The 14,281-nt window shown below is 47.5% G+C and carries 13 protein-coding genes; 3 read left to right on the top strand and 10 right to left on the bottom strand.

Annotated elements, in window-relative coordinates:
- Positions 1-259 precede the first annotated feature (259 nt).
- Positions 260-694 (bottom strand): GNAT family N-acetyltransferase, encoded by a 435-nt coding sequence (locus ACF8CV_RS22020; protein ID WP_005459779.1) that lies wholly within the window; start codon positions 692-694, stop codon positions 260-262.
- 141 nt (positions 695-835) lie between these two features.
- A complete protein-coding gene (hemB, locus tag ACF8CV_RS22025) occupies positions 836-1,897 on the bottom strand; it encodes a porphobilinogen synthase (RefSeq protein WP_005489689.1) in 1,062 nt (353 codons plus the stop codon).
- A 181-nt stretch (positions 1,898-2,078) separates the two neighbouring features.
- Between hemB and ACF8CV_RS22030 the strand changes: the two genes are divergently transcribed.
- The gene (locus tag ACF8CV_RS22030) at positions 2,079-2,840 is read left to right on the top strand and encodes a TatD family hydrolase (protein ID WP_021453370.1); all 762 of its coding nucleotides are present in this window, start codon (positions 2,079-2,081) and stop codon (positions 2,838-2,840) included.
- Positions 2,841-3,306: 466 nt separating this feature from the next.
- On the opposite strand, the gene tatC is transcribed toward ACF8CV_RS22030, so the two are convergent.
- From tatC to rmuC, 7 genes are all read right to left on the bottom strand, one after another.
- Positions 3,307-4,047, bottom strand: coding sequence for a twin-arginine translocase subunit TatC (tatC, locus tag ACF8CV_RS22035; RefSeq protein WP_005459771.1), 741 nt, complete (start codon positions 4,045-4,047; stop codon positions 3,307-3,309).
- Between the two features lie 68 nt (positions 4,048-4,115).
- The gene (tatB, locus tag ACF8CV_RS22040) at positions 4,116-4,514 is read right to left on the bottom strand and encodes a Sec-independent protein translocase protein TatB (RefSeq protein ID WP_005459768.1); all 399 of its coding nucleotides are present in this window, start codon (positions 4,512-4,514) and stop codon (positions 4,116-4,118) included.
- 3 nt (positions 4,515-4,517) lie between these two features.
- Positions 4,518-4,763, bottom strand: coding sequence for a Sec-independent protein translocase subunit TatA (gene tatA, locus ACF8CV_RS22045; RefSeq protein ID WP_005456852.1), 246 nt, complete (start codon positions 4,761-4,763; stop codon positions 4,518-4,520).
- Between the two features lie 48 nt (positions 4,764-4,811).
- Positions 4,812-6,446, bottom strand: a complete 1,635-nt coding sequence (gene ubiB, locus ACF8CV_RS22050; protein ID WP_015296064.1) for a ubiquinone biosynthesis regulatory protein kinase UbiB — start codon at positions 6,444-6,446, stop codon at positions 4,812-4,814.
- Positions 6,443-7,078 (bottom strand): SCP2 domain-containing protein, encoded by a 636-nt coding sequence (locus tag ACF8CV_RS22055; protein ID WP_005456848.1) that lies wholly within the window; start codon positions 7,076-7,078, stop codon positions 6,443-6,445. The genes ubiB and ACF8CV_RS22055 overlap by 4 nt, the downstream gene beginning before the upstream one ends.
- An 11-nt stretch (positions 7,079-7,089) precedes the next feature.
- Entirely contained in the window at positions 7,090-7,869 is a 780-nt protein-coding gene (gene ubiE / locus ACF8CV_RS22060; protein WP_005456853.1) for a bifunctional demethylmenaquinone methyltransferase/2-methoxy-6-polyprenyl-1,4-benzoquinol methylase UbiE, read from the bottom strand.
- 78 nt (positions 7,870-7,947) lie between these two features.
- Positions 7,948-9,492, bottom strand: coding sequence for a DNA recombination protein RmuC (gene rmuC, locus ACF8CV_RS22065; protein ID WP_138938326.1), 1,545 nt, complete (start codon positions 9,490-9,492; stop codon positions 7,948-7,950).
- A gap of 169 nt (positions 9,493-9,661) precedes the next feature.
- On the opposite strand from rmuC, the gene ACF8CV_RS22070 reads away from it, so the two are divergent.
- Positions 9,662-10,570 carry a DMT family transporter gene (locus ACF8CV_RS22070; protein WP_069485182.1) on the top strand — a complete coding sequence of 303 codons (909 nt, stop codon included), beginning with the start codon at positions 9,662-9,664 and terminating at the stop codon, positions 10,568-10,570.
- 213 nt (positions 10,571-10,783) lie between these two features.
- The gene (locus tag ACF8CV_RS22075; protein ID WP_005478689.1) at positions 10,784-13,219 is read left to right on the top strand and encodes an EAL domain-containing protein; all 2,436 of its coding nucleotides are present in this window, start codon (positions 10,784-10,786) and stop codon (positions 13,217-13,219) included.
- A gap of 32 nt (positions 13,220-13,251) precedes the next feature.
- Here the strand turns inward: ACF8CV_RS22075 and ACF8CV_RS22080 are convergent, their stop codons facing one another.
- The gene (locus ACF8CV_RS22080) at positions 13,252-14,280 is read right to left on the bottom strand and encodes an AI-2E family transporter (protein ID WP_138938325.1); all 1,029 of its coding nucleotides are present in this window, start codon (positions 14,278-14,280) and stop codon (positions 13,252-13,254) included.
- Between the last annotated feature and the right edge of the window lies 1 nt (position 14,281).

Here is a 14,281-nt window from a genome sequence, read left to right on the forward strand (position 1 = left end):
AAAGCCAGTTCCATATCATGGCAGCTTAACCAAGAAGCTATAAATTACACTGGAAGCAATGTGAGCAATGTCGTGTCAAAAAGAATTCGTGCAAGTTCTTGGATAAATGTTTCATCACCTTCTCAACACCAGTTAATCAACTTCTGTTAATCAGTAATTCAACGTCCTTGTGAACTTTCCTCATTCCCTAAGACAGGATTAATAATAATGATTCTCATTTGACAGTCAACAGTTAAATGAGAAAAAATCTCATTTATTTTCACATTGCTTTAATAAAATGCACTCTCGATTCACGAAGATTAATTTTTTCTTCAAATTTTTCAATAAGATATCCATTTCTCAACAACAATCTGAGCATGGCAGGAAATTGGTTTCGAGATTTCACTTTTAGTGTTTTATAGCCTTGTTCTGCGACCCATTCTTCTTGAGCCTCTAACAACATCTGCGCGACTCCCTCATTTCGAGCTTGCGGCGCAACACCACCAAACCAACTATAGAAGGTGTCTTCATCCAGTTCGTAGCCGATTTTAAAACCGACAATAGCACCGTTTTTCTCAGCCACTAGGATTAGGCTGTTTTTGTCTCCAAGACGCTGTGACATCGAATCTAAGGTTTCTCCGTTGGCAAACTCTTTCACTCGAGTGACCACTTGAAGTGCCTCTTCCAACGTGCCTTCACGAATCAGCATTGTCATTGTTCTCTTCTCCAGAAATAAATATACCCAAGCACCTTGGATTTTTTGGGATATACAAGCCTTTTGTAATCCGCCTGAGGTTACTTGGGTATATGCAGACGAACAACTATTGTCGGTCTGGTTTTTCTCACTGAGCGATAATTACTCTTCTGTCGCTTCTCGAGCCATCTTTAGGTGCTGAGCGGCTTGTGCATTCTCTTCCGCTAACCACTCTGCTACATCTTTTGCAAAGTACGTCAGGATGCCATCGGCGCCCGCACGCTTAAAGCACAGTAGTGATTCCATTACTGTCTCGCGCTCTTTTAACCAGCCATTAAGAATCGCCGCTTTGTGCATCGCGTACTCGCCCGATACTTGGTAAGCAAATGTCGGAACTTGCAGCTCGGTTTTCACTCGGCGAACTACATCTAAGTATGGCATACCTGGCTTAACCATCACCATGTCTGCCCCTTCATTGATGTCCATTGCGACTTCATGCATTGCTTCATCAATGTTTGCTGGGTCCATTTGGTAGTTTTTCTTGTTACCACCTTTTAGATTAGACGAAGAACCGACGGCATCACGGAATGGGCCGTAGTAGTTTGATGCGTATTTAGCCGAGTAAGCCATGATTTGAGTATGAATGTAGCCCGCTTCTTCTAGCGCAACTCGGATTGCACCGATACGACCATCCATCATGTCTGATGGCGCAACCACATCTGCGCCCGCTTCGGCATGAGACAATGCCTGCTTTACTAGCACTTCGGTGGTTTCATCGTTCATCACATAGCCATCTTCATCAATGATGCCGTCTTGGCCATGTGTGGTGAACGGGTCTAGTGCGACGTCTGTAATCACACCAATTTGAGGCACGTGCTCTTTTAGTGCACGCACTGCGCGCTGAACCAAACCTTCTGGATTGTAAGCTTCGGTAGCGCATAAGCTTTTAGCGTCTTGGTTTACGACAGGGAAAAGCGCGATGGCAGGAACGCCTAGATTTGCGAGGTATTGTGCTTCTTCTAGCATTAAATCAATCGACAAACGCTCTACACCCGGCATGGATTCCACGCTCTCACGACGATCTTTACCCATAAGGATGAACATTGGGTAAATCAGATCATTCACGGAAAGTTGGTTCTCAGCCATCAAACGACGACTAAAATCGTGTTTACGTAAACGACGCATACGGCGTGCAGGGAATGGACCTTGAATTGATACAGACACCATTTTCTCCTTGTCTGGACGGTTATGATGATCAAATCATCTGGTGAACAAAATCATATCACTCTTGATGCACCTTGCGAGTGACAATCTGGAAAAAGGCGATGAAAAAAACTGAAAATGACCCAGCACTCACACTCAAGTATACTTCTCGTACCAAACGGACAAAGTACAGAGAAAGACCATGATCGATACCCACGCGCACATATACGCGAGCGAATTTGATAACGACCGCGATGAAGTGGTTGAGCGCGCCTTAACTCAAGGCATCACTAAGATTTTGCTGCCGAATATCGATCTGGACTCGATTGAACCGATGTTGCAGACCGAAGCAGCGTATCCGGAAGTGTGCCACTCAATGATGGGTTTGCACCCATGTTACGTTGATAGCAACGTTGATCAAACGCTAGAAATCATCCGAGGCTGGTTCGAAAAACACAACTTTATCGCCGTGGGCGAAATCGGCATCGACCTGTATTGGGATAAAACCCACCAAGCAGAGCAAGAGATGGCTTTCGTCACCCAACTCAATTGGGCAAAAGAGATGGATTTACCTGTGGTGATCCACACCCGCGATTCCATCGAAGAAACGCTGACTCTGCTTCGTCAAGAGCAAGACGGTCGCCTGCGTGGCGTGTTCCATTGTTTTGGTGGCAGCTTAGAAGAGGCGCGAGCAATTAACGAGTTGGGCTTCCACCTTGGTTTAGGCGGTGTATCGACGTTTAAAAACGGCGGCATGGACCAAGTCATCCCACACTTAGACATGCAATGGGTCATCTTAGAAACAGACTGCCCATATTTGGCGCCAGTGCCGCATCGCGGTAAACGCAATGAGCCAGCTTACACATCGCTCGTCGCGCAGCGAGTGGCAGACTTGCGTGGCGAAGAGGTCGCAACCATAGATGCTATCACCACGGAAAATGCAAAAAGCTTATTCAAGATTTAAGCAAGACAACAAACGCAACAAGCGGCCACACTAGGTCGCTTTTTATTGCCTAAACGATTGGGTGAACAGGCCAAACCTGAAACGATTCAACCAGCAATACTGTAGTGTTGATAGACATAACTATTAACTTGTAACCCTACCCACTTCGCATCATACGTATTCCATCAGTACGCTTCTTGTGACTGTCGACAACTCGACACATTCTTTTCTTATACTGCTATTCGCCTACGTCTTAGCACAGGTGTAAAACAACATGAATACGGATATTGAAATGTGTACACATGGTGCTTACTTGCAACGCGTACCACGCAACTTTTTTCAAAAGCTGCTAGGCATCAAAGAAGTTTATGTCTGTACTAAATGTGGTTACGTGTTGAAAGTTAAGTAGTTAGCCCAAAATAGCAAACCAACCGCAATAAAAAAGCGGCTCATTTGAGCCGCTTTTTACTGTCTAAACACTGAAGGATTACTCCTCTTCTTCCTCATCTTTACGAGTGTAAAAACGAGCAAAGAACAGACCAACCTCAAACAGTAAACACATTGGGATCGCAAGTAACGTCTGCGAAATCATGTCTGGCGGCGTCAGCAGCATGCCGACAACGAACGCAGCCACAATAATGTATGGACGCTTCTCTTTTAGGTCTTGCGGCGTGGTCGCCCCAGTCCAACAAAGTAGGATAATCGCCACGGGCACTTCGAACGCAATACCAAACGCCATAAACAGCGCCAGCACAAAATCTAGGTAGCTCGAAATATCGGTCGCAAACTCAACCCCACCGAGAGAAATCGCAGTAAAGAAGCCAAATACCAGTGGAAATACCACGTAATACGCAAAGGCCACGCCACAGTAAAACAGCAACGAGCTAGAAAACAGCAATGGCATGATCAAACGACGTTCGTGCTTGTACAGACCTGGCGCAACAAAGGCCCAAACCTGATACAAAATAAACGGCACCGCAACAAATACTGAAGCGATAAGCGTCAGTTTTAGAGGGGTGAAAAATGGTGATGCCACATCGGTTGCGATCATCGTCGCGCCTTCTGGTAAACGTTCAACCAAAGGTGCGGAGATAAACTCATAAATGTGGTTAGAGAAATAAATTAGCCCGACAAACACCACCAACACTGCCAAAATTGAACGCAGTAGTCGGTTGCGAAGCTCCAACAAATGACTAATTAAAGGCTGTGTCTGCTCGACGGTAGACATGGCAAACCTCTTATTAAAAATCAGATCAAAAAGGAGCTACCAGTCACTAGTAGCTCCTCCTAATGAGACTATTCGGCTTTCTTATCTGCCGCTGAAACCTTAATCTCTTCCACTTTTTCTGCACTTTCAGTCACAGGTTCTGCTTTTGCAGTTTCCGTTTCTGATTGCGCCTTATCAGCGTAAGGGCGGTTTACAGATTGCGCCGCTTTCTTCAGTTCTTCGACCGAAGATTTGAGCTCAGGAGATAAATCTTCCATCCCCATTTGCTCAGCTTTGCGCAAGTTTTCTTGCAGCTCTTGGACTTTTAGCTCGTGCGACAATTCGTCTTTAACGCTATTTGCCATATTCTTAGCAGCACCGATAAAGCGAGACACGCTTCGAATAGCATGAGGCAAACGCTCCGGTCCAAGAACGACCAGACCAACAACAGATATTAATACCAGTTCCCAAAAACCGATATCAAACACGTTTTATGCCTGCTCTTTGTCTTTTTTAGTTTCAGGTGCAGCTTCTTTTTGCTGCTGTTTTTCTAAACTTTTTGGCTCGAAGTCTGCGTCTTTTTCATTTTTCGCAGAATCTTCATCGCTCATTGCTTTTTTGAAGCCCTTAACGGCACTACCTAGATCGCCACCGATGCCACGTAGTTTCTTAGTTCCGAATAGCAATACAACAATTACAGCAATGATTAGAAGTTGCCAAACACTGATACCACCCATTCTTTTTACCTCGGGTCTTTAAACAAAATTATTTCAAGAGTTTAACGTCTATTGACGATAAGCTCGCCAACTAAGCAGCCAAAATGTGACACCTGCGATACCGCTGGCCATCGAAAGCTGCTCATAAGCGTTATCCACCAATATTGCCGAGCATACGACTAAAGTGGCGCCAACGCCAAATAAAAACTTTCCTGTCGCCTGCTGGCGCTTACTTTGGCGATAACCTTGATAAAGCTGATCCATACGCTGGTTCATCGCTTTACCCTGTTTGAGGCTATCGTAAAGTAGCTCCGGCAGTTCCGGCAATTTCTCCGCCCAAAATGGCGCGCGATCTTTGATTGAATTAACCAAAGCTTGCGGGCCCACTTGATTCATCATCCATTCTTCAAGGAATGGCTTTGCGGTCTCCCACAAATCGAGCTGCGGATATAATTGTCTACCAAGCCCCTCAACGTACAGCAGCGTTTTTTGCAGCAGCACTAATTGAGGTTGCACTTCCATATTAAAGCGACGTGCGGTGTTGAACAGGTTCAACAGCACGTGGCCAAAGGAGATTTCACACAGTGGCTTAGCAAAAATTGGCTCACACACAATGCGAATCGCGAACTCAAATTCATCGACATTGGTATCTGCCGGAACCCAGCCTGAATCAACGTGCAACTCCGCCACTCGGCGATAGTCACGATTGAAAAACGCGAGGAAGTTTTCCGCCAGATAACGCTTGTCTTCACTATTAAGTGTACCAACGATCCCGCAATCTAGCCCGATCCACATTGGGTTCTCTGGGTGTTCAGGTTTAACGAACACATTCCCGGGATGCATATCGGCATGAAAGAAACTGTCTCGGAACACCTGAGTGAAGAACACACTCACACCACGTTCCGCCAGCAACTTCATATTGGTGCCATTTGCTTCCAAGCCTTCAATATCAGAGACTTGGATGCCATATATTCGCTCAGAAACCATGACAGTTTCATTACTGAAGTCAGGAAAAACTTCAGGAACATACAATTCTTCGCTGCCTTCGAAGTTACGACGCAGTTGAATGGCATTCGCCGCTTCACGACGTAAATCGAGCTCGTCGAGCAAGGTTTTTTCGTACTCGCGTACGACTTCAACGGGTTTTAAACGACGTGCTTCAGGCATCGCTCCGGCGACTATACGCGCCATTCGGTGCATCAGTTTTAGATCTGAATCAATGACCGGGCGAATATCTGGACGGATAACCTTTAATACCACTTCTTGGTTAGTGTCTTTTAATCGCGCAGTATGCACCTGTGCGATGGACGCTGACGCCAGCGGTTTGATGTCAAACTCGGTAAACCAGTTCTCTAACGGCCCACCTAACGCTTTTTCCATCTGCTGCTTGGCCAGCTCGCCGTCAAACGGTGCAACTTGGTCTTGCAACAGCGCCAGTGGATCGGCGATATGCGGAGGAAATAAGTCGCGGCGCGTTGACATCATCTGACCGAACTTAATCCACACTGGGCCAAGTTCTTGCAGCGCAAGACGTAAGCGTTCGCCAAGCGGTTTTTCTGGGTGTTGGTTCTTTATCCAGAATAGGCTCTTGCGCATCAATAATGGCGCTTTGGTCAGTTGATGATCGGGCAACAACTCATCCAAGCCGTATTCCAGCTGCACTTTGATGATGTGGTATAAGCGCTTTAATTCTGCTGGCGTCATGGTTTCTCCAGCGCTGGCTTATCCGAACCAACTTTGCTCAATAGAGCATTGAGACGCGCTTCAACGCGAGAAGCTTGGCTGCGTACCTCATCCACTTGATCGCAAAAATACGCGACTTCCAATGGTGCGGGTGCCAATTTCCACTCTTCTGTGACCACTTGAGCAAGGTGACGCTGATGTTTTTCCGCTTGAGAAACGAAGAAACCACCCACGTTTTTGGTGCCTTGTACCAAAGTGTGTGCAACTACATCGCCTGTTACGCGAGATAACCACTCTTCAATGTCCGGTTTGCAATCGGTCATCAACTGAGAAAATTTCTGCGCCAGTTGAATATCACCTTCAAGCTCAAGCTTGTCTTGCTTAATCAAGCGAGTGATGTTGGCTTGGTCACGCAGCTCAGGCAGCACGCTCAAGTTCAACGAGAGATAGCAGTCAGGCTGACCTTCGTAGTTACCCAGCACATCAATCTGCTGACTGAAAACAAACGTCAGCGTCTTGTCGATTTCTTTGAGGTGAACTTGGATAACTTGGCCCTTGAGACGCGCTAAACGACGACCCAATGCAGGATCGTCTTTAATCAGTGTGTTCAGCGAAGTTTCAATGACAGCAGTGATAAGAGGTTCAAATGGCATGCCGTTAACCCTTAGAATTTGTAACCGCGGTGCAACGCCACAATACCACCCGTTAGGTTGTAGTATTTGGTGTTTTCGAAGCCAGCGTCCTGCATCATGCCTTCCAGTGTTTCTTGGTCTGGGTGCATGCGAATAGATTCAGCAAGGTAGCGGTAGCTTTCTGCGTCATTCGCGACCAATTCGCCCATTTTTGGCAATAGGTGGAATGAGTACGCGTCGTACACTTTTGATAGTGGTTCGAGAACTGGTTTAGAGAATTCCAAAACCAATAGACGACCACCAGGCTTGAGGACGCGAAACATTGAACGCAGTGCTTTGTCTTTGTCGGTTACGTTACGAAGACAGAAGCTGATGGTGATCACATCGAAGTAATCATCTGGGAAAGGCAGTTCTTCTGCGTTTGCTTGTACGTAGTGTACGTTACCCACAATGCCGTTATCGCGCAGTTTGTCGCGGCCAACATTCAGCATTGAGTTGTTAATATCTGCCAGAACAACGTGGCCTTGGTCACCCACAATACGCGAGAATTTCGCGGTTAGGTCACCCGTACCACCACCTAGATCCAGAATGCGCTGACCAGGACGAGCGCCACTGCAATCGATCGTAAAACGCTTCCAAAGGCGGTGAATACCACCTGACATCAGGTCGTTCATGATGTCGTATTTCGCTGCCACTGAGTGGAAAACTTCGGCAACTTTGGTCACTTTTTCTTCTTTCGCCACTGTGGTGAAACCAAAGTGGGTCGTTTCGTTCTCTAACGCTGTATTGGATTGCAAGCTTGTGTCCGTCATTCTAATTCCTCTTGGGCAGCACTTGTTCACTACAGGGCGTTTGCTGACAATGAAAGTCGCCCTCTGTACTGCGGGCGATTAGTTTACTTTATCCTCAGCCGGATGTCTTTCTACTAACGATTCATTTGGTGATTCATTTTCTGAAAATGCATCACTTTGCGCCAACTGCGCAAGGTCAGAAGAAATCGGTCGTTTGATTTCAACCCCCAACTGTCTAAAGCTTTCTGCTTGACGAATCACGTTGCCACGGCCTGTTGCCAGCTTGTTCATAGCGCCTTGATAGGTTTGGTTCGCTCGGTCTAATGCGCCGCCCAACCCTTCCATGTCATCGATGAATAAACGCAGCTTGTCGTACAGTTTGGTGGCGCGCTGGGCGATCAGTTTGGCGTTTTCATTCTGACGTTCGTTGCGCCATAAATTGTCGATGGTGCGCAGTGCCACCAGCAACGTGGTTGGGCTAACCAAGATGATGTTTTGCTCCATCGCGTCTTTGATCAAGCTTGGATCAGCTTGAATCGCCACTTGGAACGCCGGCTCTACCGGAATAAACATCAGCACATAATCGAGACTTTGGATGCCTTTGAGCTTGTGGTAATCCTTCATGCTCAAACCTTTGATGTGCGCACGCAGTGCGGTGAGGTGGGCACTTAACGCGCGGTCGCGTTCAGCATCCGTTTCGGCATTGAAGTAGCGCTCGTACGCCACCAATGCCATTTTCGAATCGACCACCACTTGCTTGTTTTGTGGCAAATGCACAATCACATCCGGTTGGTAACGCTTGCCCGCTTCGCTCTGTAGGTTCACTTGCGTTTCGTACTCGTGCCCTTCGCGCAGTCCCGATTCGGCTAAAACGCGCGCCAACACCACTTCACCCCAGTTACCTTGCTGTTTGTTATCGCCTTTGAGCGCTTGGGTCAGGTTCACGGCTTCTCGAGTCATTTGTTCATTGAGGCGTTGCAGATTTTTCAGCTCATGCACCAGCGTATGACGCTCTTTAGCTTCTTGGCTAAAGCTGTCGTTGACTTGCTTTTTGAAACCTTCTAACTGCTCTTTTAACGGTGACAACAACCCTTCTAAACTTTGACGGTTTTGCAAATCGACTTTCGCGGTTTTCTCTTCAAACAGTTGATTGGCAAGGTGCTCAAACTGTTGTTTCAGACGCACTTCGGCCTGCTCTAAAATTTGCAGTTTTTCCGCATTAGCCTGATTCATTTGTTCGTGGCGCGCCTGCTGCTCACGAAGCTGCGTTTCCAAACGGGATTTTTGTTCGCGCATTTGGCCCAGCTCATCAAAATACTGCTGACGTTCTTGTTTGACGGCTTCGAAGTAACGCAATTTCTCTATGGCCGCCATCAACTTGCCGTGCGATTGGCGCACTTCAAAGGCCGCTTTATCGCGCTCGTTGTCGAGTTCATCCAACTCTTGCTGCGCATCGGCAAGGCTTTGCTTTACTTGTTCAAGCTGTTGTTGGTGAAGCTGTTTTTCTGACACCAACTGCTGTTCGAGTAGTTGAGTCTGGGTAATAAAGCGCTGCTTTACCCACCAACCCACGGCGACACCGCTCGCTGTCGCGGCAAAAAGAGAAGAAAGAATGAGAGATTGATGCTCAAGAATCCATTGCATAATAGCGAGTTAGCCTATGTTTTATATCTTTATCAATGGTATTTAGACACTGGATAAATGTCCAGTTTGTTGGATGAAAAATCCTCGCATACACTAGGCACTCCGTACAACATACCCACTCCCGCTCACTCTTTCAGCAAAGAGCGGCACATCATCACACAGAGGCATCATGAACGAGCGTCGTGCCCTAGGATTTGGGCTCTCAGCAGTATTACTTTGGTCAACGGTTGCAACCGCATTTAAACTGACATTAGCGGAATTTACGCCGATCCAAATGCTGTGTATCGCCAGTATGGTTTCTGCCATCGCGCTTACGATTGTGTGCGGTGTGCAAGGTAAATTAAACCAGCTAAGTGCTACTTTTCTCTCTAATCCTTGGTACTACTTGCTGCTTGGTTTGATCAACCCGTTGGCGTATTACTTGATCCTATTTAAAGCGTACGATTTGCTGCCCGCTTCTCAAGCGCAGGCCATCAACTACAGCTGGGCCATTACGCTCACCCTGATGGCAGCGGTGTTTTTGGGGCAGAAGATTCGTGGCAAAGATTGGATAGCGTGTGGATTCAGTTACCTCGGCGTGATCGTGATTGCAACGCAAGGCAATGTGCTTGGCATGCAGTTTGAGAGTCCGCTTGGCGTTGGCTTGGCACTGCTGTCGACGTTACTTTGGGCGGGTTACTGGATTCTCAACACCAAAAACAAAGCCGATCCGGTGATTGGTGTTTTGCTGGGCTTTTTGGTTGCCATCCCATTCACTATCGCATTGAGTTGGTACGAAGGCGCAAGCTGGCAATCTATCTCCATCAAAGGCTGGGCGGCGGTGACATACGTCGGATTGTTTGAGATGGGAGTGACGTTTGTGCTGTGGTTGAGCGCCTTGAAGCTAACCCAAAACACGGCGCGCATCAGCAACCTGATATTTGCTTCGCCATTTATCTCGTTGATGTTGTTGGCCACCATTATTGGTGAAAAAATCCACCCATCGACGCTGATTGGACTTGTCTTAATCATCAGTGGTTTGGTCATCCAACAGGTGACTTGGAGTAAAAAAACCAAGGCGGCGAACGCATCGCAATAGTTGGCCATACACGAAAAACTTAAGACAATATGAAAACGGAGAAATGAAACGAGTTGGATAAAAAAGAGAGCTCGCTAACATTTTATTGATCGAAAGTGCCTTCAGTCGCTTGGAATTGTTCAAGCGTTGGATACGATATAACCAAAGCCCAGCCGCCTAACACGGCGACATTCCTATAAATATTTGTGGGCACTTCAGGATACTTTACTAATTATGTTTCGCTTCGCTATTCCTTCACCGTTGATGACTGACTGGCAACACGCTCTGCAGCAATGCTGTGATGCCACTCAAGCTCAGGGACAACTTTATACCCTGAGCTACACCAAACAATGGCTATCCAGTGAGGTATCCACCTCGCCACAAAATCACCGCGCCATCGTGGCGATGATTGAGCAAAACTGCGCGCAATTTTCCGCGCCGCACTTTGACGTAGTTTGCTCACAATTTGATGATGAAAACCTGAGCCTTTGCCCAGTATGGCTACCGAATGAGGAGCTGTTTGCCGTTGTGACGTTGACGCACTCAACGCAGCAAAAGCAAACCGTTTCTGCGTGGCTGAGCGCACTGGCAGGCCGCATCAGTTTTGATGTTAGTCAACATTATCATCAAGAGCTCAAACGTCATCACTCACACGCCAACAAGCCACTACCAACACTGCAAGAATTCATCGATTGTCTGGATGACCACATCTGGATCAAAACCACCGATGGTCTGTACGCCATGACTAACCGCAGCGTGGAACAGGCGTGGAAAAAGTCTAACGATGACATTGTCGGGAAGAACGACTTTGACCTTTTCAGCGCCGAGCGCGCGGAAAAATTCATTGATGCCGACCGATTAGTGGTCGCTACTGGCACACAGAACATCGTTGAAGAGTGTCGCCAAATTGATGAAAACAACAACCCAACTTGGCTGGAAACCATCAAATCACCGGTACGAAATCAGGCCGGCGACCTGATCGGCATTTTGGGCATGACGCGCAACATCACCCGTCGCAAGATGGTGGAAACGCAATTGTCGTTGGCGTCGAAAATCTTCAACAACTCGCAAGAAGGTATGGTCATTACCGACAGCAATGCCAACATCATTGATGTCAACAACGCGTTCTCGCAGATCACCGGATTCAGCGCCGAAGAAGTGATTGGGAAGAACCCGAACATCCTCCGCTCTGGGCACCATGATGATGCTTTTTACCAACAACTTTGGCAGCAGCTTGAAACCAAAGGTCAATGGAAAGGCGAGTTTATCAACCGCAAACGTGATGGCAGCATTTACCCGCAATTAGCCACTATTAGCGCGGTAATGGATGACAAAAACCACCTAATTAACTACATCTGTGTGTTTGAGGACATCTCAGTGCGCAAAGCGCACGAAGAGAAGCTGCAACGCATGGCGTTTTATGATCCGCTGACCAACTTGCCCAACCGAACCCATTTGATCAGCTTGCTGGAACAGCACATCGAGATGGAACAACCTTTTGCTACGTTGTTTCTTGATATCGACCACTTTAAGCACATTAACGACAGCATGGGCCATTTCTGCGGTGATCAACTGTTGTCGAAACTGGCGGTTCGCCTGCAAGACATTTTGCACCTGAACGCGCATGTGGCTCGCATCGGTGGCGATGAATTTGTCATCGTACTGCCAGACATTGACGGCGATTCTCCGTTACTCGAAACGTTAAGCTCGATTTTGGGTGTGTTCCGCCGCCCGTTCGATCTGGCAAATCACGATTCGCTGCGGATCTCCACCAGCATCGGTATCGCACTCTACCCGAACGACGGTCAAGACAGTGAAACGCTGCTAAAAAACGCCGACACTGCAATGTATCTGGCGAAGAAAAATGGCCGTAACGGCTACGCGTTCTACTCTCCGGATTTAACTGACAAATCGGTATCGCACGTCCGTATTCAATCTGCGCTGCATGAAGCGATAGAAAAAGAACAACTGCATTTGGTGTATCAGCCGCAATACAACCTCGCGCAAAACGCAATTATTGGTGTGGAAGCCTTAGTGCGTTGGGAACACCCAGAATTTGGCTTAGTGCCACCTGCGGATTTTATTCCTATCGCAGAGAAGACGGGCTTGATTCAAAACATCGGCGAATGGGTACTCAAAGACGCCTGTTTACAAGGGACAGACTGGCTGGCGAGAGGCGTTCAATTTGGCAAAATTGCAGTCAATGTATCAGCACTTCAACTGCAACAGTCGCGCTTCATCAACAAGCTCAAAACCATCCTTCGTGAAACGGGATTCCCGGCGCATCGCTTGGAGCTGGAAATTACCGAAAGCTTTTTGCTTATCGATCCAAAACTGGCCATCGCATCGCTAAATCAGCTGTGTGAACTCGGAATCGAGATTTCGTTGGATGACTTCGGCACAGGCTATTCTTCGCTGTCGTACCTCAAAGGTTTGCCAATCAACAAACTGAAAATCGACCGCTCGTTTGTCAGTGATGTGCCTAACGACAACGACAGCAACGCCATTGTTAACGCCATCATTGCGATGGGCACGACGCTTTCACTCAAAGTCGTGGCAGAAGGCATCGAAACGCCAGAACAAGTGGCTTACTTGGTCGACAAAGGTTGTATCTACGGTCAGGGATATTTATTCAGCCCACCCGTTGCGGCGGAAAAGTTATTTAACTAAGCACAACGTTCAATACACTGGCAACTTTGCGGTTAGATGTTCGTCGAACCGCAAAGCGCCAAACGATCCGCTAAAATGTTGATGCACACCAACAGCGGCACGCCAATCAACAGCCCCATTCCGCCCCACAACCAACCCCAAAAGACCAGCCACATAAAGATGACTAACGGGTTGAGGTTAAACCGCCTCCCTAGCAAAGTTGGGGTGACAAACTGACTCTCGATTAAATTCAGCAACAGATATATCGACACCACTGTCAGCATAAAACTGACCGAATCTAACTGCAGATACGCGACAAAACCAAAGCTCACCATCGACATCACTGGTCCCAAATACGGCGCGAAATTCATTACCCCCGCAAACGCCCCCCATAGAAATGGGTCTTCAAGGCCGAGGACAAAAAACACCAACCCTACACACAAGCCTAAACCCGCATTGACCAAAGTAATGGTGCCAATGTAGCGCGATAGATCTTTCTGCAGAGCCTGCACCAACTCCACCGCCTGACGTTGTTTCGAAAAACCACGCAAACGCGATACCGATTTACGAAACAGACTTCGACCATGATTAAGCATGAAATACACCATAAACAGCACAATCATCGCCTGAGTTAACAGCGTTGGTGTAGTGGTCGCGAGCGCTTTCAGCAGAGAAAACACCGTGTTGTTGCCCATCTCGTCAATGTTCATGTCACTGGCGATCTCAAGCGGCGCATTCATGTGCTCTGACGACGCTTTGGTCACTTCATTCACTTCCTGCGAAACGTTTTGGACGATGCTTGGCAACTCAGCCCACCATTGTTTCGCGGGTTCTGATATCGCCGCTAAACCGAGTATTGAAACACTCACCAATAACGTCAACGTCACCACCACGGTTATCGTGCGTGGCAGGCCTTTGTCTTCAAAATAATTGATCAGCGGGCTAAACAGCAGTGCTACGAACGTACTTATCACCATAGGTAACAGCACCGGTTTGGCGAAGTAGAGCGCAGGAACAAGCAATAACACCAGCAGAGACACACCAATCGCGGTATTGATGGGAAGGTTTAATTTTCCATTCATG

Origin of the sequence: Vibrio sp. zbq_1, from assembly GCF_043102935.1 — a bacterium.
Classification (GTDB): domain Bacteria; phylum Pseudomonadota; class Gammaproteobacteria; order Enterobacterales; family Vibrionaceae; genus Vibrio; species Vibrio parahaemolyticus.

Coding starts and splice junctions, on each gene's coding strand:
- ubiB (WP_015296064.1), bottom strand. CDS start 6,446: ATGACGCCAGCAGAATTAAAGCGCTTATACCACATCATCAAAGTGCAG.
- rmuC (WP_138938326.1), bottom strand. CDS start 9,492: ATGCAATGGATTCTTGAGCATCAATCTCTCATTCTTTCTTCTCTTTTT.
- ACF8CV_RS22070 (WP_069485182.1), top strand. CDS start 9,662: ATGAACGAGCGTCGTGCCCTAGGATTTGGGCTCTCAGCAGTATTACTT.
- ACF8CV_RS22075 (WP_005478689.1), top strand. CDS start 10,784: ATGTTTCGCTTCGCTATTCCTTCACCGTTGATGACTGACTGGCAACAC.
- tatA (WP_005456852.1), bottom strand. CDS start 4,763: ATGGGTGGTATCAGTGTTTGGCAACTTCTAATCATTGCTGTAATTGTT.
- tatC (WP_005459771.1), bottom strand. CDS start 4,047: ATGTCTACCGTCGAGCAGACACAGCCTTTAATTAGTCATTTGTTGGAG.
- ubiE (WP_005456853.1), bottom strand. CDS start 7,869: ATGACGGACACAAGCTTGCAATCCAATACAGCGTTAGAGAACGAAACG.
- ACF8CV_RS22020 (WP_005459779.1), bottom strand. CDS start 694: ATGACAATGCTGATTCGTGAAGGCACGTTGGAAGAGGCACTTCAAGTG.
- ACF8CV_RS22080 (WP_138938325.1), bottom strand. CDS start 14,280: ATGAATGGAAAATTAAACCTTCCCATCAATACCGCGATTGGTGTGTCT.
- ACF8CV_RS22030 (WP_021453370.1), top strand. CDS start 2,079: ATGATCGATACCCACGCGCACATATACGCGAGCGAATTTGATAACGAC.
- ACF8CV_RS22055 (WP_005456848.1), bottom strand. CDS start 7,078: ATGCCATTTGAACCTCTTATCACTGCTGTCATTGAAACTTCGCTGAAC.